Raw genomic sequence first — 22,773 nt, 5'->3', positions numbered from 1 at the left:
GGAAATTTATTAGAATATGGAGGAAACAACATGAAACTTGCAGTGACTTATGACCCAAAGAATGGGGAAATCTTCCAGCATTTCGGCCGGACCGAATATTTCAAAGTCTATGACCTGGCTGATGGGAAAGTGCAGAAAACTGAAATCCGCAGTACCCAGGGACAGGGCCATGGAGCCTTGGTGGGAGTGCTCCAGCAGCTGGGAGCGGAAATCGTCATCTGTGGCGGTATCGGCGGCGGAGCCCAGGAAGGCCTAAAAGCCGCGGGCATTGCTTTTTACGGAGGCTGCAGTGGCCAGGCTGACCAGGCTGTCACTGATTTCCTAGCGGACAACCTCCACTACCAGGAAGACATCCAGTGCAGCCACCATGGTGAACACCACGAAGGCGGCTGCCATCATTGAGAAAAAGGGACCTGTTGCGTGCAGCGGGCCCCTTATGATATTATAAAGAAAAATTCCTGATTAAAATTTATTCCACAGGAGGGATTTTATGAAACCCAAGCTGATCTTTTCTGCACTCCTTCTATCCGCTGTTCTTCTGGCTGCCGGCTGCGGCAGTGCTTCCGGGACTTCCCAGGGCAGTGCTCCAGCAACTGCTTCTCAGGCTTCTGCCCAAAAGGTCCAGGCGCCGGGGTTTACCTTGAAAGATGCCAAGGGGGCTTCGCATTCCGTCCAGCCGGGTGATGGCAAGATCTACGTAATCAACTTCTGGGCTACCTGGTGTCCTCCCTGCCGGAATGAAATGCCGGAGATGAACGCTTTTGCCGGCAAATATAAGGATAAAGTGACTTTCTATGCCGTGGACCTCCAGGAAGAGGGCAGCAAAGTCCAAGCTTTTTTGAAGGACAATGGGTATACCCTGCCAGTGCTTCTGGACCAGGAGGGGAAAGCAGCTGACCTGTATAAAGTCCGGGTAGTTCCCACTACGGTCATCCTGGATGAAAAAGGGAATATCCTCCAGCGCCACGAAGGGATGGCCACCGCCCAGCAGCTGGAAGGATTTTTGAAAGGGAAATTGTAATGGGTTCCTTGACCTTGGGAGCCGCTTTTGGGGCGGGGCTCCTTTCTTTTGCTTCGCCCTGTGTCCTGCCCATGCTGCCCACATTCCTGCTGCTCCTGGCCGGTTCCAGTCAGGAAGAAGGCCGGGGAAGGAGGCGTCTCCTGGGCAATACCCTGGCTTTTCTCGCCGGTTTTACTTTGGTTTTCCTGGCCATGGGAGCCACGGCAACGGTTTTAGGCCAGCTGGTACTCCGTTATTGGAAAGTACTGGAAAAGGCGGCAGGGGTGATCTTGATCCTCCTGGGACTCTTTCTGAGCGGATTGTGGACGCCCTTGTTCCTCCTTCGGGACAGGAGGCCCTTCCTCCAGCAGAAAAAAGAGGGGGTACTGGGTTCTTTCTTTTTGGGTGCGTCTTTCACCCTGGGCTGGACTCCCTGTACCGGTCCTATCCTGACTGCTATCCTCATGGCCGCCGGCAGCCAGCAGACTGCCCAGCAGGGAATCTTTTTGCTGCTGGCCTATGCCCTGGGCTTCTGCATCCCTTTCCTCTTGACAGCTCTTTTTTGGCAGAAAATCGGCTCTGCCCTGCGGAGAGGATATGTTTGGCTGCCCCGGATCCAGAAAGCTGCCGGCCTTTTCCTGATTCTCTTCGGTGTCCTGATGCTCAGCGGCATGACTCTCCGGGTCATGGCCTTCCTGGCAGGGTAGGGAGGCGCGGCAGGGGCTGTTCCATGGGCAGCAGTTCTTTTTTAAATATTCTGGATTTTCAGACTAGTATATTTCTGTCTATATGCTATAATGGATACAGGAAGGACTGTTGATAAATTCAATACAGTTCTTTCTTCCAGAAGGAACAAAGGAGGCTGATTGCAATGGACGGAGAACAAAAGAAAAAGAAGATCCCTCTGGCCGGACAGATCTTCATCGCGCTGGTCTTGGGAATCATCGCGGGTCTGGCACTGCAGGGGAATGTGGAATTTACCGTGGCGTACATCAAACCATTCGGCACCATTTTCTTGAATCTCGTAAAATTCATCGTTGGGCCCATTGTCCTGTTTTCCATCATGGCAGGGGTGGTTTCCCTCAGTGACATCCGGAAATTGGGATCCATCGGCGGCATTACATTGGTCTATTACTTCATTACTACAGCCATTGCCACCACCATCGGACTGTTCATCGCCAACAGCTTCAAACCCCTGTTCCCAGCCCTGTCCGTGGCTGAACTTTCCTTTAAGGTCAAAGGAGGATCCACAGGGCCCATGAAGATGCTGGTGGATCTGTTCCCGTCCAACTTCCTGGCACCTCTGACCAGCGCCAATATGCTCCAAGTCATCGTCATGGCGCTGCTGATCGGGATTGCCATCATTGCCCTGGGGAAACAGGGAGAACAGGCAGCAGAGTTCATCAATACCTGGAATGATGTATTCATGAAAGTCATGGAAATAATCCTAGCCCTGTCTCCCATCGGTGTATTCTGCCTGCTGTGCCCGGTAATTGCCCAGAATGGGACTGCTGTCATCGGCTCCCTGGCCAAAGTCATCCTTTGTGCCTACATCGCCTATGCCCTCCATGCCATCTTGGTCTATTCCCTGGCAGTCCGGGCCATCGGCGGCATGAGTCCGCTGAAATTCTTCAAGGGTATGATGCCGGCCATGCTGTTCGCTTTTTCCAGTGCTTCTTCTGTAGGTACCCTGCCCATCAATATAGAATGTGCCAACAAACTGGGTGCCTCTAAAGAAGTCACCAGCTTCGCCCTGCCTCTCGGTGCCACCATCAACATGGACGGGACCGCCATTTATCAAGGCGTCTGCGCCGTATTCATCGCTTCCTGCTACGGCATCGACCTGACTATATCCCAGATGCTCACCATCGTGGTGACGGCTACTCTGGCTTCCGTAGGGACAGCAGGGGTTCCCGGTGCCGGGATGATCATGCTGGCCATGGTGCTGGCGTCCGTCAATCTGCCGGTGGACGGCATCGCTCTGGTAGCCGGTGTGGACCGGATCTTCGATATGGGGCGCACCACCCTGAACATCACGGGAGACGCATCCTGCGCCATCATCGTGACCCATTTGCTGGAGAAAGAGAAATAGATGTGATAAGGGACTGTGAAAAAATGATTCTTCATTCTTTCACAGTCCCTTTTTTATGCAAATTTTCTCACTCTCAATTTGATGCCGCAGCTTTCTGCCACTTTTCGGCTGGCTTCGATTTGTTCTGGGGGAAGCACGTCCACCACGGTCATCCGGGTGTCGGGAATCTTCTTTTTGCATTCCCGGGCGAAATCCAACATAGCCTGGTAGGCGCCTGGCAGGGTAGGGCGGGTCACTTTGTTATAATCCGCTTCATTTGGAGCATTGAGGCTGATGGATACCGCATCCAATACCTGGGCCAGGTCCGGTACGATATCTCGGCCGTTTTCCAAAGACCCCAGCCCATTGGTATTCACCCGCAGCTTCAATTCCGGATGGATCTTCCGCACATACCGGGCAGTCTTCAGCATCAGGTCCAGAGCACAGGTGGGTTCCCCGTACCCGCAGAACACCAGTTCCTTGAATCCGGTGAAATCAAAGGCGTCCACCGCTGCCTTGACCTGCTCCCAATTGGGATTCACCTTATGCCAGAGGGTAGGGGCATCACCGATTCCCTCATGCTGGAACCGGACACAGAAAGTGCACCGGCAGTTGCACAAATTGGTTAAATTGGCGTATACGCCGTCTTTATAAGTATAAAGAATCTGAGCCATGGAATTTCGTCGTCCTTTCCGTCTTTACAAAGATTCGATTTTTCACATCTTGTTTATCCAACACGCCGGCAACCAGGTAATAGAACAGCAGGCTTCCGCCGGATTGGATGGCACTGCCCATAATGGAAGTGACCAGGGCCGCATAGGTCCCGAAAATCAGTCCCTCTGCCAGGTAGTAGCCAATGGTGGAAATGATCCAGGACAGGAACGGAGCGATCCGGTTCCGGGTGCAGAGCAGCTTCTGGGCTTTCCAAGTAAAGGGCAGGGTAATCAGGGCCTTGATGATAATGGTAGCCGGAGCCCACATGGGCGAAGTCAGGAGATCAGCCAGTCCCCCGCCGATAGCTGCCGCCAGGAGGGCATAGGGTTGGGGCAGGAGGGAAGCTGCCACGTAGATCAGGGTATCGCCGAAATGCAGATAGCCGCCATTGGCGCCCATGGGGATATGGCAGATATAGGCCGTGAACAGACAGATGAGCCCGGCGAAGAGGCCGGTCAGGACCAGCAGCCGGAGCCGTTCCTGTGGATTCCTTTGTTTCATGAGCAATCAATTCCTTTCAATATAATTTAATGTACATAGTTCATTGTATCAACCATAATCGCAGTAAAGCAGCATATCCTCCTCATTTTTGTGCCTGACAGGTTCCTCTTTGCCCCATAGTCTGTAAAGAGGAAAGAGAGAGGAGGTTCAGATAGGGCTCATAATTGATCCCGTCATTGCAGGGAGTGTGTTCTTTTTGGGCATCGGCAATCCCCCTTACGATGAGTTCTCCCGCCAAGCGTACACCCTGTTCCAGGTTTCTTTTCTGGAGCTGACTGCCCATCAAGACGGCCGCAAAAAGATCGCCTGTACCGGAGTAGCTGCCGCCCAGATGGGGAGAAGGAATGGCCACCGGAGTTTTCGCGTGGTCAATGATCAGATTGACCAAGAGCTGTTGATCCCGTTCTTTTATCGGGATCCCTGTAATGACAAGTGCCTGATCTTTGAAGAGATAAGACCGGTATTGCAGAAGGCGGTACAGCTCTTCCGGATTTTCTTGTCCCAGCTTTTTGAGAGAATCCATCTCCGTATCTGTGAGGATGCAGAATTCCGTCAGATTGGGTGTCAAGAGATCCGCTTGGAAAGCCAGATGGCGGACGGCTTGGATGGAAGCATCGGTAAATCCACGGTAGGCCTTGCCATTGTCGCCTAGGACAGGATCGCAAAGGTAGAGGACGCCGGGTTTATGGAACTTTTCCAAGAAGTCCTGTACTTGTGTGGCTGCATCAGGAGTGGCCAGATACCCGGACAGGATGCCTTGGAATGATACCTGTAGTTCCTGCCAGTGTTCCGTATAATTGCACATCTGTTTGGTAAAAGGAACACAGTGATAACCAGGATACCCAGTCTGCGAAGTCAGCACAGCCGTAGGCAGCGGACAGGCTTCAATGCCCATGGCAGCCAGGACGGCGATATCGACAGTCAGTGAACAGCGTCCCAAGCCGGACAGATCATTGATGGCGGCAACGCGCTGGTGCATGATGAAGAACTCCTTTGTAGATCGATTTTCCTTATTGATTGGACAATTCTTGTTATAACACAGAAGGTTCCTGAAAAAAAGGAACGGTTTTTAAATTTCCTGAAGCAAACTGTGTCGGTATGCGGGTCATTTTCCAGCAATCCTATGGATACGGACAGTTTCCTAGGTCGAGTTATCAACATTATTTTACATAATATATATTATCGGACGTAAAAATTTTGAGTGGAAATGCCTGTCCATGTATGCTGGAATGCTTGCCTATTTCCTTTCCGATGCACTCCTCATGCCGGTCGGCGGCCTTTTCCTTCAGGAACCTGCGTTTCTTGGACCGACAGGATCATGGAAGATTTTTTCTGGAATCAAATTCTTTTTGGACTGCTTGTGTTTTCCTGTCGTTTATACGGTTCTATGGCTGATCCTGCTTCTGGATTTTACTTGATTCAGATCTGTTATCTTTTTCCTTGATGATCTTCTCGTTCATCAAACGCCTGTTTGACACACAGCTGTTTTCTTGTTATACTAAATTTATCTATCGTGGATCCGTGTACCGCTTATCCATCCTGATAAAGGAGTTTTGTCCTATGACTGAATCTGAACTGAAAAAAATGAATACCCGCTCCATCAATGCCCGCCAGAGCCAGATTCTGGAATACATCAAACAATATATCTTTTCCAATGGTTATCCCCCTTCTGTCCGTGAAATCGGCAAGGCAGTGGGCCTTTCTTCCAGCGCTTCTGTCCACAACAATTTGAAGAAATTGGCAGAAGCCGGATTTGTCAGCTGGGACCCGGAGAAGCCCCGTACTTACGGGCTGACTGATGAAATCAGCTGGCGGAAGAAAAGTATGGTTTCCGTCCCTCTTGTGGGTGCTGTCCATGCAGGGGATCCCATTTTGGCAGTGGAAAATATTGAAGACACCTACCCCATCCCTCTGGATCTGATCGGCTGCAAGGAAGATGTGTTCATGATGGTGGTGGAAGGCGACAGCATGAAGAATGCTGGGATCTTGGATCATGATTATGTGTTCGTGCGGAAACAGAATTACGCCACCAACGGGGATATTGTGGTGGCGTTCATCAATGGTGAGGAAACCACCATCAAGAGATATTTCCGGGAACTGAAACAGATCCGTCTCCAACCGGAAAATGATGCCTATCCCCCCATTGTTGGCACGGACAATATCGAAATCAAGGGAAAAGTGATTGCCGTATTCCGGACTTTATAAGTGGAAGAAGCAAAAACAGTCGATTCTCTCTCAGACGCTCAAATTTTCGATTTGAGCGTCTTTTTCCATTTTTATTACTCCTTTACTTGCAGAAACAATAAAAACGGCCTCTGAAACAAAATTCAGAAGCCGTTTTTTTGCAGGTCTTATTTTTTTGCCATAATCTGCCGGGCAGCTGCCATGACGGCAATCCAGCCGTGTTCGAAAGTCAGACCTCCCTGCATGAATACCTTGTAGGGGGCCCGCATGGGACCATCTGCACTCAGTTCGATGGAAGCGCCCTGGACGAAGGTCCCTGCAGCCATGATGATGTCATCCTGGTAACCAGGGAGCGGAGAGGGCACCGGGGTCACATGGGAATCTATGGGAGAATGGGCCTGGATGGCTTCGCAGAAGGCACAAAGATTTTCCGGAGTGTTCAGGGTAATGGTCTGGATGATGTCGCTCCGGACATCATCCGGGAGAGGAGAGACTTCAAAGCCCAGGGATTGGAATACGGAAGCTGCGAACATAGAAGTCTTCACCGCCTGGAGGGCCACATGGGGCGCCATGAAGAGCCCCTGGTAGAATTCCCGGGCCGTATCTCCCAAGGTGCAGCCCATCTCGCCGCCCAGACCGGGAGCCGTCAGCCGGTAGGAAGCCTGTTCCACCAGATCCTTTTTTCCCACGATATAGCCGCCGGTGGGAGCGAAGCCGCCTCCCAGGTTCTTGATCAGAGAGCCGGCCATCAAGTCGGCGCCTACTTCCGTAGGTTCTTTGTCTTCAATGAATTCTCCGTAACAGTTGTCTACAAAACAGATGATATCCGGACGGACAGCCTTCACGGCCTGGAAGATCTCTCCGATCTCCGCTACGGTCAGGGTCTTCCGCTTGCTGCTGTAGCCGCAGGACCGCTGCACATGGACCAGACGGGTCTGAGGGGTCAGGGCAGCCAGGAGGGAAGGGATATCCGGGCGGTCCCCTTCCATGGGGATTTCCTTATAGGTGACCCCCAGATCCACCAGAGAACCAGGCGTCTTTACGGGATAGCCGATGATGGTCTGCATGGTATCATAGGGTTCTCCCGTAGCGCCGATCATTTCGTCTCCCGGATGCAGGTTCCCCAGGAGGGCCACAGCCAGGGCATGGGTGCCGGAAACGAACTGAGAGCGGACCAGGGCGGCTTCCGTCTTGAAAATCTCGGCATAGATCAGATCCAGCTGATCCCGGCCGGTATCGGAATAGCCGTAGCCCGTGGTAGGTTTCAGGTAATAATCCGCCACCTGGTATTTGGCGAAGGCATCCAATACCTTTTTGGTATTGGCCAGGGCGGCTGCTTCATGGCTTTTGGTATGCTGGGCAACGGTGTCCAGTGCTTTCTGTTCGATTTCGTCCCATTGGATGGTCATTGGGTTCAAGTTCCTCCTTGTTCATTCTTTTTGGATATACTTTTCCAGCTGGTCCGCCAGCGTTTTTTTTTCAGTTTGACTTTCATCTGGATCCCGGTTTCTCCATAATTTTCTTCCAGGACTTTGGCGTCCTGGTGGAGCCGGGCTGCCAAACGGCTTTCTCCGTAGGGAATGGAGAGTGCCACTTCTGTCATATCTTGGCCCAGGAGCTGGGCCAAGGTTTCCAAGAGTTCAGGGATCCCTTCTCCGGTCTTGGCCGAGACACAGAGGCTGTCTTCCGTCTGTTCCAGCCGGCGGCGCAGCCCTTCATGCTGCCGGAGCCGGTCTACTTTGTTGTAGACGGTCAGGATGGGCTTGTCCGTGACTTCCAGCTCCCGGAGTACCTGATACACGGCATCCGCCTGTTCCTGATACAGTTCGTGGGAGCTGTCGATCACATGGACCAAAAGGTCCGCATCCTTCACCACTTCCAAGGTGGATTTGAAAGCCGCCACCAGCTGATGGGGCAGCCGCTGGATGAATCCTACCGTGTCGGTCAGGGTACAGATGCTGCCGTCGGGAAGCCCCAGCTGGCGGGTAGTGGGATCCAGAGTAGCGAATAGCTGATCCTGGGCATAGATGTCCGAATGGGTCAGGGTGTTGAGCAGGGTGCTTTTCCCCGCATTGGTATAGCCCACCAGGCAGACTTGCTTCACTTCGTTCTTGTTCCGGGCTCGCTGCTGCTGCTGCCGGCTGCCTTTCATCCGGCGGATCTGCTCTTCCAGGAAGGAGATCCGGTCCCGGATCCGCCGCCGGTCCACTTCCAATTTGGTTTCCCCAGGGCCTCGGGTCCCGATGCCCCCGCCCAGACGGGAGAGGCTGGTCCCCTGCCCCATGATCCGAGGCAGCATATACTGGAGCTGAGCCAGTTCCACCTGGAGTTTCCCTTCACTGGTCCGGGCCCGCTTGGCGAAAATGTCCAGGATCAGCCCGGTCCTGTCGATGATCCGGACCCCTAAGGCCCGTTCCAAGTTCCGCTGCTGGGCCGGAGACAATTCGTCATCGAAGATGCACAGATCGATGTCTTCCTGTTGGGCGAAAAGGGACAGTTCCTGGACCTTGCCCTTTCCGATGAAGAACACCGGGTCCGGTTTGGGCCGGGACTGGACGAATTTCCCCACCACTTCCGCACCGGCGGTTTCCGCCAGCTGGGCCAGTTCCTCTACAGAATCCTGGGCACTCCAGCGGGAGGCTGTATCCCCCCAGGCCAGGGAGATCAACATGGCCCGTTCCGGACCTTCCGCCAGATTGTGGCCCCGGGACCGTTTGGCCAAGATCTTCTCTACAGTATGGACAACATTGCCAAAGGGCATGGCCGCCACATCCTTCACCTTGAAGGGACCGAATTCCTGGAGCACGGGCTGCTGATCTCCATCCAGGTCCGTAATCATCCCAAAACTCAGGAGAGGCTCGCTCTGAGGCGTTTCCCAGGCCATGGCAGCCATGGCGTCAAAACGCAGGTCCCGCAGGGCGGACAGATCCACCCCACTGAGCCGAGGCGCGCCAGAGGGATGGGTGTGGATGCAGGAAACCCCGCAGAGCCGGTTCTGGCTCCTCCGGGAATCCGTGCTGGGCAGTTCCACATGGCAGTCGCTGCCTACGGCGACTGCCGTCACCTGGCCCTTCCGGTCGATATACAGAGAAATCTCCCGGTTGATGGCCTCGGTCAGGTCCCGCAAAAGGAGGGCCAACTCCATACTGATCAGTTGGCCCTCATCCGCTCTCAGCTCATAGATCGCTTCCAATTGGGTGAGGACCTGTTTCTTCAGGCCCTCCGTCCTTCCGTAGATCGTTTGAGTCATAAGAGAACTCCTTTATGATTATACACGGGCTTTGGCAGGTTCCATGTTCACCCGGCAGCCCCGGATGGTATTCCGGTGCATGACGCCCAGGACTTTTTCCGCATATTCCATGGGAACTTCCACAAAGCTGAACTTGTCATAGATGCTGATCCGTCCGATGCTCCGGGCTGGGATCTCCGCTTCGATGGCAATGCTCTGGACAATATCCCGCACGGTGACCCGGCTGGACCGCCCGATATTGATAAAGAGCCGCACCATGCCTGGTTTGGCACCGGTATTGGCCAAAGAATCCGGCAGGGATTCCCCTTCTTCTTCCGGTTCTTCCAAGGCCTTGGCCCCTTCCTGCATGAATTTCAGGGCAGCGGCTGCGATATCTTGGATATCATAATCTTTTTCCAGGGTCTCCACAATGGGCAGGTAATCCTGGTACCGATCCTGCTCCAGGATGGTCTGCATCTTGGAAACGATCTGTTCCCGCTGCCGTTCCAAGACGCTGGCATCGGTAGGCAGGGTACCCCGGAGGATCTTGGTCTTGATGCTCCGTTCGATCAGCTTCAGCTGCCGGAATTCCCGAGGAGTGATGAAGGTCAGAGCCACACCGGAATTCCCCGCACGGCCGGTCCGCCCGATCCGGTGCACATAGCTTTCACTGTCGCTGGGCACGTCGAAATTCACCACATGGGTGATGTTGTCAATATCCAGCCCTCTGGCCGCCACATCCGTGGCCACCAGGATGTCTACCTGGCCGCTGCGGAACTTCTTCATGACCCGGTCCCGCTGGTTCTGGCTCAAATCCCCGTGGAGGCCTTCCGCCTCGTAGCCCCGGGTAGCCAGGGCGATGACCAGCTCGTCCACCCCTTTTTTCGTACGGCAGAAGATGATCATCTTGCAGTCGTCGGTGGTGTCCAGGATCCGGCACAGCCCGTCCACCTTATCCCGGGTTTCATAATAGTACTGGTCGATGGTGGGAGCTGTGACCACTTCCTTGTGGATGGCCACCATCTTGGGTGCCCGCATGTACTTCTTGCTGATGCTCAGGATGGGCCGGGGCATGGTAGCAGAAAACAGCATGGTCTGCCGTTCCGGGGGAACATTCTTGATGATGTTCTCCATATCATCGACAAAACCCATATCCAGCATTTCATCGGCCTCGTCCAGCACCAGGAAATTCACGTATTCTAGATCGATGGTGCCCCGGCGGATATGGTCCAAAAGACGGCCGGGAGTCCCGATGACAACCTGGATGCCCCGTTTCAGGCTGCGGATCTGCCGTTCGATGGGCTGTCCTCCGTAGACCGGGAGCACCCGGACCCGCTTGGTCCGTCCGATTTTGCTGATTTCATCCGCTACCTGGATGCACAGTTCCCGGGTGGGGCTCATGACCAAGGCCTGGATGTGTCGGTCCTTCTCATTGATCTTCTGGATGATGGGGATCCCGAAGGCAGCGGTTTTCCCGGTACCAGTCTGGGCCTGGCCGATCAGATCCTCCCCTTCCAGCGCCAGGGGGATGGCCCCTTTCTGGATGGGGGACGGTTCTTCGAATCCCATGTCTTTCAGGGCTGCCAGGATCTTGCGATCCAGATGGAGGTCTTCAAAAGAAGTGATCTCCTGGGTATTTTCCGTTTGTATGGTTTCTGTCATAATTTCTCCTTCTTATAGTTCCTTTACCCGGTCCATGGCCAGGGAAAGGGCGTTCATGGCAGCCCGGAGCTTGATGGTGGTCCTGGCCGCTTTGAACCGGCATTCCAGGACTTTCGTCCCGTTCTTGTCCGCGGCGCCGATATAGACCAGTCCTACAGGCTGGGTGGGGGTGCCTCCCCCAGGGCCGGCGATGCCGGTGATGCTGATGCCCAGGTCCGTACCGATCTTTTCCCGGATCCCTTGGGCCATTTCCCGGGCCGTCTGTTCGCTGACCGCCGTATAGGTATCCAGAGTCTCCTGTTTCACCCCCAGGAGCCGGTGCTTCACATCATTGGTATAGGAAACCACCGAACCCATGAGATATTCCGAACTGCCGGGGATATCCGTCACCAGGCTAGAAGCCAGGCCGCCGGTACAGGATTCTGCAAAGGCGATGGTCAGGTGCTTTGCTTTCAGCCGCTTTCCCAGGGCTTCCGGCAGGGTCTCATAATCCACACCGTAGATGTACTGCCCCAGGATGGCTCGGATCTTTTCTTCGATGGCCAGGTTCATGGCCTCGGCTTTTTCCAAGGTATCGCTCTTGGCGGTGATCCGGATGATGATTTCTCCCTTCCGGGCATAGAGGGCAATAGTAGGATTGGTCTGGGCCATGATGATGGCATCCAGTTTTTCTGCCACCATGGATTCTGTCAGCCCCCGCAGATGGAGTACCCGGGAATGGATGATTCCTTGGGCCGCGTAGCTTTTCCGCAGATAAGGCATCACCTGCTGGCTGAACACATGGGTGGTTTCCGCCGGTGGACCCGGCAGCATGATGATCAGTTTGTGATCCGGCGTCCAGACCCCGATTCCCGGTGCCGTACCCACTTCATTGTTGAACACCACGGACCCTTCCGGGATCATGGCCTGTTTCTTGTTGTTCTCGGTCATGGTCACCTTCCGAGCTGCAAAATACCGGGTCAGCTTATCCAGCCAAAAGGCACTGGGGACCAGGGGCAGATGGAGATACTGGGCCACCATTTCCTTGGTGATGTCCCCCCGGGTAGGCCCTAGTCCTCCGGTGGTGATGATGATGTCCGCCCGTTTCAGGGCAATGTCCAGCACTTCCAGCAGCCGGTCCCCGTTGTCCCCGATGGTAGTCTGGTACAGCACATTGAAACCGGCATCATTCAGCATCCGGGACAGGTACTGGAAATTGGTGTTGACAATATCTCCCAGCAGCAGTTCCGTCCCGGTATTGATGACTTCCACGTTCAAGAGAGATCACTCCTTTACGATCTGCCCCACAGCTTCATAGGTAAAGCCCTGGCTAATCCGGACTTTCACGAAGTCCCCGGCCTTCAGGCCCCCTGCTTCTTCCACATAGATCTTTCCGTCGATGTCCGGAGCTTCTGCATAGCTGCGGCCCACCGCCAGGTTGGGATCTTCTTCGTCCTTGCCTTCGATCAATACTTCCAAGGTCCGGCCTTCCCGCTCCTGCTGGATCTCTTCCGAGATTTCCGCCTGGAGGCTCATAAGGGCATGGTACCGGTCCTGCTTCACTTCCTCAGGGATCTGGTTGGGCATGGCTCCGGCTTCTGTGCCATCTTCCTGGCTGTAGGTGAATACCCCGGCACACTGGAACCGTTCTTTTTTCACGAAATCCAGCAGTTCCTGGAACTGTTCTTCCGTTTCCCCAGGGAAGCCTACGATGAAAGTGGTCCGCAGGCAGATATCTGGCATCCGTTTCCGGAGCTTGGCCAGGAGAGCTTCCACCTGTTCCCGGGTATCCCGCCGGTGCATGGTGTGGAGCAGGCTGTTGCTGGCGTGCTGGAGAGGCAGATCCACATAGTTGCAGACCTTTTCGCACTGGGCCATGGTCTCGATCAGCTCGTCCGTAAAGGAATCAGGATAGCAGTACAGCACCCGGATCCATTTCAAGTCCGGCAGGGTGTTCAGATCCCGGAGCAGTTCCGACAGCCGCAACTTGTGGTACAGGTCGATGCCGTACTGGGTGGTATCCTGGGCTACCAGGATCAGTTCCCGGACCCCCTGCCCCACCAATTCCCGGGCTTCTTGGAGGATCTCTTCATAGGGGCGGCTCCGGTACGGGCCCCGGATCTTGGGGATGGCACAGTAGGAACACCGGTTGTTGCATCCCTCGGCAATCTTCAGATAGGCCGTGTACTGCGGGGTGGTCAGCACCCGTTTGGCCTTCTGGGTGTATTTTTGGGGCGGCTGGAGCAGGGTGAACCGTTCTCCCGCTTCCACCCGGTCAATGACGCTGCCGATCTGGTCATAGCACTCCGTGCCGATGATGGCATCCACTTCCGGCAGATCTGCAAAAAGTTCGTCCGCATACCGCTGTCCCAGGCAGCCGGTGACGATCAGTTTCCGGTTGGCATCTGTTTTTTTGTATTCGGCCATCTGCAGGATCGTATTGATGGATTCTGTTTTGGCACTTTCAATGAAGCCGCAGGTGTTGACGATGATCACATCCGCATGGGTGGGATCGTTGGTGATGGTCCACTGCCGGTCCCGGATCAGGCCCATCATGACTTCTGAATCCACCAGGTTCTTGGGACACCCCAGGCTGACTACTCCGATTTCCAAAATATTCTCCTTCCTATGCGCTTGCTCTTACTTGGCTTTGAAGGTCCGGGTCACCACGCCCCATTCTTTCGAACCATAGGGCACATCTTTCCCGTTGACTGTAATGACCACGTCCCGGATACTGCCAAAATTAATGGAAACACTCTGGTTCCCCTTGTACGTACGGGTGGAACCTTTGGCCACCGTGGCGGCCTCTACCTGTTTGCCGTCGATGGTGGTCTGGGTCCAGACTGGTTTTTTGTAAGTGACCACAACGGTAAGCCCGCTGCCCTTCCCCAGGGTCTTTTCATCCCCTTTGGGTTCTTCTTCCTTCTTCGGGGCCACCGCTTCTGTGGCTTTCTTATTCTCTTCGCTCTTTTCCGAAGAATGATCGGACTTCACCCCATCGGTGATGGTGTTGGTGGCTTTCAGTTCCGGCGTGGTCTTCCCGCCGAAGACAAAATAGGCCATGACGATGGTAAAGATGGCCAGGCAGACCACAAATACCGTGGTGAACACTTTGAAGCTGAAAGCCGGAGCCTTGCTGTCCCCAGCGGAAGTAGCACCGAATTCTTCGCCGGCTTCATCTTCCGGGACAGTTTCATAGAGATTTTCATCGATGAAATCCCGGATCCGGTCCAGCCAGCCGCCCATTTTGGCTTTCCCTGCATCCAGTGCCTCTTCCATGTTCTCCCGGTCCAGGGCATGTTCCACGGTTTCCAGGACCTCTTTGGGCGTCTCATGGGCAGGAGACGGGGCTTTGGGATTTTGGGATTCTTTTCCTCTCGGAGCGGCAGTCCGTCCCTTCTTTTCTGTTTTTGAGGGGGCTGCCTTTCCGGTCAGGGGCTTCCCGGCTGATGCCGTCTCTCCGTTTTTGCGGATTTTGTCCTGTCCGGGCTTTTCTGGCTGGGGCTGGCCAGCGCGGTCTCTTTTCTGCGCCGGGGGAGCTGCCTTCAAAGGAGGCATGATCCGGGTTGCATCCAAATCTGTTTTCCCGGCAGGGGCCTCTTTTTCAGTTTTGGGAGCTCCCTCCCGGCCGTTCCGGCGGGAAGCCCCATATCCTACTGGTTCCATCTGTTTCAGGGCCGTCACTTTGTCGAAAGGCTCTGCCTGTTTCCCGGTTTCCGGTGCAGGGGCAGCCTTTGCTTCCGGTGTGGCCTTTTTTTCCGGTTGAGTAGCGGGTTTCCGAGGGATGAGGGTGTCCCCACTGGGGGCAGGGGGAACAGGAGCCAGCTCTTCTACAGCCTTCAGGATCTTTTCCGGTTCACTCCCCGTCCGGTAGGCTTCCACCAGGCCGTTTCCGTCCAAGCCCAGATAGTTCCCGTAATTCCGGAGGAATCCCCGGATGAACACATCTCCCGGGATCTTGTGGAAATCTCCTTCTTCCAGGGCAGCCAGGTAGGGCTCCCGGATCCCGGTCTGTTCAGCAGCCTGCTGCAGGGTCAAATGTTTTTCCTCCCGGTGCTGCCGTAAATAGGTTCCAATTTTATTTTTCATGGTTCGTCCTCTTTCTTAGGCGGTATGATCAACATTTTCAGCAGGGGAAATCCCCGTATTAGGGCCTATTCCCCTTCCTGCTTCAGTCCTTTGGTAAAGAACTTTTCCTTGATGGTGGTGGGGCTCATCAGGAGCGGCCTGGGTTTGCTGCCGTCCGCCGGCCCTATGATGCCCTTTTCCTCCATGGCATCCACCAGCCGTGCGGCCCTTGTGTAGCCGATCCGGAACTTCCGCTGGAGCATGGACGAAGAAGCCTGCTGGGTGGCCATGACCAGTTCCACTGCATCCTGGAACAGTTCATCCTCCTCGCTGCCTTCTTCTTTCTTCTCCCCCTCCGCTCCGTTGAGCTGCTGGGTGGTCACTTCCTGGGAATAGGAAGTGGGGATGGCTTCTGCTTTGATGAAATCCACCACCCGATTCAGTTCGTCATCGGCGATATAGGCCCCTTGGACACGGATGGGCTTATTGGCTCCCGTAGGGAAGAACAGCATGTCCCCCCTGCCCAGGAGCTTTTCCGCCCCGCTGGCATCCAATATGGTCCGGCTGTCGATCTGGCTGGAAACAGCGAAGGCGATCCGGGAAGGGATATTGGCCTTGATGGTCCCAGTGAGCACGTCCACAGAAGGCCGCTGGGTGGCCAGGATCAGATGGATCCCTGCTGCACGGGCTTTCTGGGCCAGGCGCAGGATGGCATCTTCCACGTCCACCGCCGCCACCATCATCAAATCGGACAACTCGTCGATGATCACCACGATGAAGGGCAGCTTCTCACCGGGCTGCACCAGGGCGTTGTAATCATCGATCTTCCGGACCTGGGTCTTGGCAAAGAGGCTGTAGCGCCGTTCCATTTCCACCACGGCCCAATGGAGGGCCGAAGCCGCCTGCTTGGGACCGGTGACCACCGGGGTCAGGAGATGGGGAATGCCGTTGTAATTGGTCAGTTCCACCACTTTGGGATCCACCAGGATCAGTTTCACTTCATCAGGAGCCGCCTTGTAAAGCAGACTGCAGATGATGGTGTTGATGCACACGCTCTTCCCGGAACCGGTGGAACCGGCGATGAGCAGGTGGGGCATCTTGGACAGATCTGCCACCACTACCCGGCCGGAGATGTCCTTCCCCAGGCCGATGCAGAGCTTGCCTTTGGCATTCTTCACTTCCGGGCAGTCCACGATGGACCGGAAAGAGACCGGTTCGGAAGTCTTGGCAGGCACTTCGATCCCGATGGCAGCCTTGCCCGGGATGGGTTCGATCCGGACACTGGAAACCGCCAGCTTCAAGGCAATGTCTTCCGACAGGTTCTGGATCTTGTTCACTTTCACCCCGGGAGCCGGCTCCAGTTCATACCGGGTCACCGAAGGGCCTTTGGTCACATTCACCAAGGTGGCATTGACCCCGAAATCATGGAGGGTCTGCTCGATGGTCCCTCCCTGGGCTTCGATTTCCGCCTGGAAATTCTTCTTGTTCACCGGCTTGTCCCGGTTCAAAAGATCCAGAGGGGGGAATTCGTAAGGGATGACTTCCCCGGTTTCCGCATTCTCCAGACGGGCGGTCTGTGCTTCCGGAGCTGGAGCTTCCCACTGGGGTTCCTCCTGGGTCCGGGCATCTTCCGCCGTAGTGATGGTGAATTTCCGGGGCGGTTCTCCCGTCCCCACCTGTTCCTTCTGGAATTTCAGGAGAGGCGCGGAGCCGGCAGCCGTCACTTTTTCTTTCAGCCGTTCTGCCAGGGTGGGTTTCTTTTCCGGTTCCGGCTTCCGGCTGTAGTTGCCGTCGTCCTTTTCCTGGTCATAGAAAGAATCGTGATGCTTCTTCCGCCGTTCCTGGTAGTCTTCCCATTTCTGGGCTACGGCATCTGCTCCTTCCTTCACCCCATCCTGGGCCGTCAGGAGCGGGCTCCGGAGGGAGAATTTCCCAGAAAGGACCATGGATGCAAGAGCCGATGTGACCAGGACGATCAGGGAGCCGATCCGTCCCACAGCTTTTGTTAAAACAAACACGATGGCGCCTCCCAGGAGGCCGCCACCGGTCATAAGGTACTCAGGAAGCAGTTCATGGCCTTCCGGCACCTTGTACATGTGCCACAGGCTCAGGATAGAAACAAGGAACAGCAGGAGGGTGAAGAACTTTTTGGAAAACCGCAGATGTTCGTGATTCACCACATAACCGATGCCCAGGACCAGCACGTACAGGGGAAAGAGGAAAGCCCCTACGCCCAGTGCATAGGTCAGGACCTTCTTGAGGAAATCCCCGGCGCTCCCCGTAGCGAGCCCCGCCAAGGCGCAGAGCATGAATACGGCGAAAGCCCCCAGCAGGATCCCCAGGACTTCCCGGTTGAAGGTAAATTCGATTTTCTTATTGTTTCTGCGAGTCCGTTCTTTTTTTTCCACGCTGTTCCCTTCCTGAAGATTTTTATTTGTTGGCTCAGATTTCCATGATCAGAGGAAGGATCATGGGACGCCGTCTGGTCTTTTCGAACAGGTACCGGCCCAGGCTGTCCCGGACGGCACTCTTCAAGGCGGACCATTCGGTGATGTTGTTTTCGTGGCATTTGTCCAGAGTACTCAGCACCCGGTCCCGGGCCCCTTCCATCAGCTCTTCCGATTCCCGGACATAGACGAATCCTCTGGATACGATATCCGGGCCCGCAGCGATCCGGTAGGTGCTGTGGTCGATGGTCACCACCACGATGAGAATCCCATCCTGGGACAGCTGGCGGCGGTCACGGAGCACCACATTGCCCACATCGCCCACACCCAGGCCGTCGATCAGCACACGGCCGGCAGTGACTTTGCCGGAGATCCCGATGGAATCCCGGGTCAGATCAACGACAGAGCCGTTTTCTGCGATCACGATGTTTTCCTTGGGCAAGCCCAGCTGCATGGCCAGCTTCTTATGCTTCACCAGATGGCGGTATTCCCCATGGACCGGCATGAAGAACTTGGGATGGACCAGCCGGTGCATCAGTTTGATTTCTTCTTGGCTGGCGTGGCCGGAAACATGGATCCCCTGTTCCCGTCCGTAGATCACTTCGGCTCCTTGCTTGTACAGGTTGTCGATGGTCCGAGCCACACCCTTCTCGTTGCCAGGGATGGGAGTGGCAGAGATGATCACCGTGTCTCCGGGCATGATGGAGACCTTCCGGTGGTCGCTGTTGCTCATCCGGGTCAGGGCACTCATGGGTTCGCCCTGGCTGCCGGTGGTAATGATGGCGATCTGCCGGGGGGCATAGTTCCGGGCTTCGTCGATGTCGATCAATACACCCTGGGGCACCTTCAGATACCCCATCTCAATGGAAATGTTCACCACGTTCACCATGCTGCGGCCGATGACAGCTACTTTCCGGCGGGTCATCACCGCGGCATCGATCACCTGCTGGATCCGGTGCACGTTGGAAGAGAAGGTCGCTACGATGACCCGGTTCTTGGCCAGCCGGAACTGTTCGTCCAGGGTCTTGCCCACGCTTTTTTCACTGGGGGTGTACCCGGTCCGCTCGATATTGGTGGAATCGCTCATCAGCAAGAGGACCCCTTTGCGGCCCACTTCTGCCAGTTTGGCGTAGTCCGTCACCTGCCCGTCCACCGGGGTCTGGTCGAATTTGTAGTCGCCGGTGTGGACGATGACCCCCACCGGGGTATGGATGGCCAGAGCAACCGCATCGGGAATGCTGTGGTTGACCCGGATGAATTCCACCCGGAATGCGCCGGCCCGGACCGTGGCGCCTGGCTTCACCATCTTGCATTTGCTGTCGGATACGCCGTTTTCCTTCAGCCGCCCGGAAAGGATCCCCAAGGTCAGCGGGGTCCCATAGACGGGCACATCAAAGTCCTTCATGACATACGGCAAGGCACCGATATGGTCTTCGTGGCCATGGGTCAGGAAGATGGCCTTGAATTTTTCTTTGTTCTCCATGAGGAATGTGGTATCTGGAATCACCAGATCGATCCCCAGCATGTCATCATCAGGGAATGCCAAGCCGGCATCCACCAGGATCATGTCATTGCCGTAAACGAATGCGGTCATGTTCTTGCCAATTTCTCCCAGACCGCCCAGGGGGATGATGGATACTTTTTTTTGCTGCCCTTTACTGTTATTCAAAGGGACACCTCCTTTGTAATTTTGCATATTAAAAGACTGGAGTATCTTGGCGTTCCATACTCCCATTTCGAAACTATGTTTTCAATTCCCGTATCCCCTACGAATCCGAACGATTGGTTTTCTTTCGGATCCTATAGGACTAGTCTCTTGTTCAACATTATACAGGTTTGATGCCTGTTTTGCAAATGGAGTTTTGTTTTCTGCCTCAAGAACCGACTTGAACTCGATCTCTGAATTGTTCGGCACTGGGTGCTAACGGCAGCAGGGGCGCCTGGAAAAACGTTTTTTTCGCTTCCCGGGAAAGATAGGGATATTTCCCCTGGAGTTCCGGCCAATGAGCCCAGAACCGCTGGAGGATCCCTGCCAGGGCCTCCTTGGAAAGCCGCGGCCGGGTCACCAGGAGGCACTGGACGGCTACGCTGCTGCAGGCCTGTGTCTGGTTGGGATAGGTCCCCACCGGGATGGTCACCGGCTGGTACAGGGGATAAGCCCCCAAAAGGTCTTCCAAAGCCTGGCCCGTTACTGGGATAAGGACCAGACGCCGCTGCCGGGCCAGCTCCTTCAAGGCCGGATGAGGCAGGGAAGAAGTCAGGAAAGCTGCATCTACAGTGCCTTCCTTCAGGGCCCGGACCGTATCGGTCACCGTAAGGTACTGGACCCGCACATCATCTTCCGTCAGGCCGGCAGCTTCCAGGATCTGCCGCGCATTCAGGGAAGACCCGGATCCGGCTGCTCCCACAGAAACTGTCTTCCCCTTCAGATCCTGGAGTTTGCGGATCCCGGTCAGGTCATAGGTGATGATCTGGACCGTTTCCGGATAGAGCACCCCCACCTGCTGGAGATCCTCCAGGGGACGGTCCTGATAAAGATCCGTCCCGGTCCGGGCATACCAAGCTACATCGCTCTGGACCAGAGCCAGATCTGCCTTTTCCTGGCGCAGGAGTTCGATATTGGCCAAGGAGCCGGAACTTTCCAGTCCCTTCAGAAGAGGCGTCCTGCCGTCCTGGCTCACCAGGGCGGCCAGATCATTCCCCAAGTTCCCATAGCTGTCCAGGCTTTGACCGGTGGCCAAGGTCAGTTCTTTTGCCGGCGTCCTGCTGCCAGGTGCCTGGACTGCTTTTCCCCCACAGCCTGTGGTCAAGAAAAAAAGCAGGGCCAGAACCGAAAGGACGATTTTTTCCATGCCGTTCCCTCCTTGTTCTCCCTGCTCCCCTTATTTTTGGAAATAGGCCATGGTCTTGGCCAAACCCGTTTCCAGATCCGTATATTCCCGCATCCCCAGGGTTTCCACCAGGGCTTTGTGGCTCAGCACAGAGGCATAGATATCTCCCGGACGGACCGGGCCGTACCGGACATCCATCCGGTGTCCCAATACCTTTTCCAGCACCGTGATCAGCTGGTTCAGGGAAACTTCCTTGTTGGTAGAAACGTTCAGGGTGGCGCAGCCCGGAAACCCTACGGCCAGGCACATGGCCCGGGCGATATCTCCGGCATAGACGAAGTCCCGGGTCTGGTTCCCGTCTCCGAAAATGGTCACTGGCTCCTGCTGGGCGATCTTCCGGGCAAAGATGGAAATCACCCCTCCCTCTCCAGTTTCTCCCTGCCGCTCCCCGTACACATTGGCGAAGCGGAAAATCACATGGTGCAGGCCGAAAGCCTGGCTGTAGAGCCGGATATAGCTTTCCCCCACAGCTTTGGAAAGGCCATAGAAGGAAGTGGGAGCCGGCACTTCCGTTTCTTGGAGGGGCAGGTTCTGGTTATCCCCGTAAATGGCAGCACTGGAAGAAAAGATGATCTGTTCCACACCGCTTTTCCGGCAGCCTTCCAAAAGATGCACCAGGCCGGCCACATTCAGGTCCTCATCGGCTTCCGGATGTGCCATGGAATAAGGCACTAAGGTCTGGGCCGCCAGATGGATCACCGTCTGGAATTTTTCCCGGGCCAGGAAGTCTTCCAGTTCCCGGGAGCGGATATCCAACAGACGGAAAGACACTCCTGCCGGCACATAGGCCCGCCTGCCGGTGGACAGATTGTCCAATACCGTCACTTCACAGTCTCCCCGGTCCAAAAGAGCCGGGACCACATGGGAACCGATGAACCCGGCTCCCCCTGTCACTAAGATTTTTCTCATGAATCCATATCCCTCCGATCACGGATTTTGGTCAATATATCCAAGCCAAAGCATTTGATGGTCACAATGGCGCCGATGGTGAAAGGGATGTATTCACAGAAAAACCGCCAAAGGACAGCCAGGACCCCGGAAACCCCGGGAGGAAGCAGCGAATTGAAAAGTACCAGGAATCCCCCTTCGGCCACGCCGCTGCCTCCGGGAGTGGGAGTGAAATAGAGCACCAGGTTGATCAGGCACATCCGCCCCATGACGATGTAATAAGGAAGGCTGATGCCGAAAGCCTTGATGAACACCGGCACCACCGAATAGATGAACAGCAGGCTGATCCCAGATTCCACGAAAGCACGGAATACCTGCCGGGGATTGTCTTTCAGCATGAACATGGCCTGCTGGAAATCCCGGTAGCCCAGGAAAATGGCTTCCTGGACCCGGGGAGAGAACCGGCGGCTGAACCGGGCCAGCCATCTTTCCAGGCGCCCGCCCATGATGAGATGCCACAGGAGCCAGGGAGCACCGATGAAGAAGGCGCACACCAGGATGATGACACTGGTGGGCATCCAGCTCACCAGGACCGGATCGAAAAAGAACACCACAGGCATCATCAGGAAGAGGAACAGGATGGAAAAGACAGTCCGGACGATGACGATCAGGGTGGATTTGGCCACCGGCACCCCAGCCCGCTTCATGAACATGAGCATGGCGATGCCGCCCCCGCCCTGTCCCGGGGTGAGCAGTGCCAGGAAATAATTGCTGAATACCGCATAGAAAATATGGGCATAGTCCATTTTCTCGCCGGAAAGCCGGGTGAGGGTGATCAGGCGGGTGGCATCGAAAAAAAGTCCCACGGACAAGACGCCCAGTGCCAAGAGCGCATAATACCATTTGAAGGTTGTGAGATATTCCAGTGCCCGTACATCAAAAGTAAAATAAAGAACGCCTGCTGATACGAGGATGATGACAAAAAACAACACGCACAGCATGCGAAATAAGGTTTTGTTCATAGAGTATGACCTGCCAGTGATTTTTATATTTTATGGATTCGGGGAAATTTTCCAGGCTCCCGCTTGAAACATCTTCTCCTATTATAGCATAGTACCGAGGGAAAAAGGAAAACAAAT

Annotated in this window: 19 protein-coding genes; 5 read left to right on the top strand and 14 right to left on the bottom strand. The window is 55.1% G+C overall.

The genetic code is table 11. The features are described 5' to 3' along the window. Positions 1-30: 30 nt before the first annotated feature. From BQ2657_RS09380 to BQ2657_RS09365, 4 genes are all read left to right on the top strand, one after another. A complete protein-coding gene (locus BQ2657_RS09380) occupies positions 31-402 on the top strand; it encodes a NifB/NifX family molybdenum-iron cluster-binding protein (protein ID WP_075580364.1) in 372 nt (123 codons plus the stop codon). Positions 403-490: 88 nt separating this feature from the next. Continuing rightward, on the top strand, positions 491-1,021 hold the full coding sequence (locus tag BQ2657_RS09375) for a TlpA family protein disulfide reductase (RefSeq protein WP_075580363.1): 531 nt from the start codon (positions 491-493) through the stop codon (positions 1,019-1,021). After that, positions 1,021-1,707, top strand: a complete 687-nt coding sequence (locus BQ2657_RS09370) for a cytochrome c biogenesis CcdA family protein (protein WP_075580362.1) — start codon at positions 1,021-1,023, stop codon at positions 1,705-1,707. Before BQ2657_RS09375 ends, BQ2657_RS09370 begins: the two co-directional genes overlap by 1 nt. 164 nt (positions 1,708-1,871) lie before the next feature. Further along, positions 1,872-3,092 (top strand): dicarboxylate/amino acid:cation symporter, encoded by a 1,221-nt coding sequence (locus BQ2657_RS09365; protein ID WP_075580361.1) that lies wholly within the window; start codon positions 1,872-1,874, stop codon positions 3,090-3,092. A 53-nt stretch (positions 3,093-3,145) separates the two neighbouring features. Here BQ2657_RS09365 and BQ2657_RS09360 read toward each other — a convergent pair whose 3' ends face one another. From BQ2657_RS09360 to BQ2657_RS09350, 3 genes are all read right to left on the bottom strand, one after another. Continuing rightward, on the bottom strand, positions 3,146-3,745 hold the full coding sequence (locus tag BQ2657_RS09360; protein ID WP_075580360.1) for a TIGR04100 family radical SAM protein: 600 nt from the start codon (positions 3,743-3,745) through the stop codon (positions 3,146-3,148). Next, on the bottom strand, positions 3,720-4,286 hold the full coding sequence (locus BQ2657_RS09355; protein ID WP_075580359.1) for a TIGR04002 family protein: 567 nt from the start codon (positions 4,284-4,286) through the stop codon (positions 3,720-3,722). The genes BQ2657_RS09360 and BQ2657_RS09355 overlap by 26 nt, the downstream gene beginning before the upstream one ends. An 82-nt stretch (positions 4,287-4,368) precedes the next feature. After that, a complete protein-coding gene (locus tag BQ2657_RS09350) occupies positions 4,369-5,265 on the bottom strand; it encodes a bifunctional hydroxymethylpyrimidine kinase/phosphomethylpyrimidine kinase (protein ID WP_075580358.1) in 897 nt (298 codons plus the stop codon). Positions 5,266-5,846: 581 nt separating this feature from the next. Between BQ2657_RS09350 and lexA the strand changes: the two genes are divergently transcribed. Continuing rightward, positions 5,847-6,491 carry a transcriptional repressor LexA gene (gene lexA, locus BQ2657_RS09340; protein WP_083236243.1) on the top strand — a complete coding sequence of 215 codons (645 nt, stop codon included), beginning with the start codon at positions 5,847-5,849 and terminating at the stop codon, positions 6,489-6,491. 146 nt (positions 6,492-6,637) lie between these two features. On the opposite strand, the gene BQ2657_RS09335 is transcribed toward lexA, so the two are convergent. From BQ2657_RS09335 to BQ2657_RS09285, 11 genes are all read right to left on the bottom strand, one after another. Next, positions 6,638-7,879, bottom strand: coding sequence for a methionine gamma-lyase family protein (locus tag BQ2657_RS09335; protein ID WP_075580356.1), 1,242 nt, complete (start codon positions 7,877-7,879; stop codon positions 6,638-6,640). A gap of 5 nt (positions 7,880-7,884) precedes the next feature. Next, positions 7,885-9,720 carry a GTPase HflX gene (hflX, locus tag BQ2657_RS09330; RefSeq protein WP_075580355.1) on the bottom strand — a complete coding sequence of 612 codons (1,836 nt, stop codon included), beginning with the start codon at positions 9,718-9,720 and terminating at the stop codon, positions 7,885-7,887. 18 nt (positions 9,721-9,738) lie between these two features. Next, entirely contained in the window at positions 9,739-11,361 is a 1,623-nt protein-coding gene (locus BQ2657_RS09325; RefSeq protein ID WP_075580354.1) for a DEAD/DEAH box helicase, read from the bottom strand. A gap of 12 nt (positions 11,362-11,373) precedes the next feature. Next, positions 11,374-12,612, bottom strand: coding sequence for a competence/damage-inducible protein A (locus BQ2657_RS09320; protein ID WP_232709103.1), 1,239 nt, complete (start codon positions 12,610-12,612; stop codon positions 11,374-11,376). A gap of 12 nt (positions 12,613-12,624) precedes the next feature. Further along, a complete protein-coding gene (rimO, locus tag BQ2657_RS09315; protein ID WP_075580352.1) occupies positions 12,625-13,953 on the bottom strand; it encodes a 30S ribosomal protein S12 methylthiotransferase RimO in 1,329 nt (442 codons plus the stop codon). 27 nt (positions 13,954-13,980) lie between these two features. Continuing rightward, entirely contained in the window at positions 13,981-15,429 is a 1,449-nt protein-coding gene (locus BQ2657_RS09310) for a helix-turn-helix domain-containing protein (RefSeq protein WP_075580351.1), read from the bottom strand. A 65-nt stretch (positions 15,430-15,494) separates the two neighbouring features. Next, positions 15,495-17,816, bottom strand: coding sequence for an FtsK/SpoIIIE family DNA translocase (locus BQ2657_RS09305; RefSeq protein ID WP_075580350.1), 2,322 nt, complete (start codon positions 17,814-17,816; stop codon positions 15,495-15,497). A 34-nt stretch (positions 17,817-17,850) separates the two neighbouring features. Then, positions 17,851-19,524 (bottom strand): ribonuclease J, encoded by a 1,674-nt coding sequence (locus BQ2657_RS09300; RefSeq protein WP_232709064.1) that lies wholly within the window; start codon positions 19,522-19,524, stop codon positions 17,851-17,853. Between the two features lie 205 nt (positions 19,525-19,729). Further along, entirely contained in the window at positions 19,730-20,707 is a 978-nt protein-coding gene (locus BQ2657_RS09295) for a TAXI family TRAP transporter solute-binding subunit (RefSeq protein WP_075580348.1), read from the bottom strand. A 30-nt stretch (positions 20,708-20,737) separates the two neighbouring features. Then, the gene (locus BQ2657_RS09290; RefSeq protein ID WP_075580347.1) at positions 20,738-21,655 is read right to left on the bottom strand and encodes an NAD-dependent epimerase/dehydratase family protein; all 918 of its coding nucleotides are present in this window, start codon (positions 21,653-21,655) and stop codon (positions 20,738-20,740) included. Beyond that, the gene (locus BQ2657_RS09285) at positions 21,652-22,656 is read right to left on the bottom strand and encodes a lysylphosphatidylglycerol synthase transmembrane domain-containing protein (RefSeq protein ID WP_075580346.1); all 1,005 of its coding nucleotides are present in this window, start codon (positions 22,654-22,656) and stop codon (positions 21,652-21,654) included. Before BQ2657_RS09285 ends, BQ2657_RS09290 begins: the two co-directional genes overlap by 4 nt. Positions 22,657-22,773: the final 117 nt, after the last annotated feature.

It is taken from the genome of Acidaminococcus massiliensis (assembly GCF_900095825.1).
GTDB classification, from domain to species: domain Bacteria; phylum Bacillota; class Negativicutes; order Acidaminococcales; family Acidaminococcaceae; genus Acidaminococcus; species Acidaminococcus massiliensis.
This window is presented reverse-complemented; position numbering and strand designations above follow the sequence as displayed.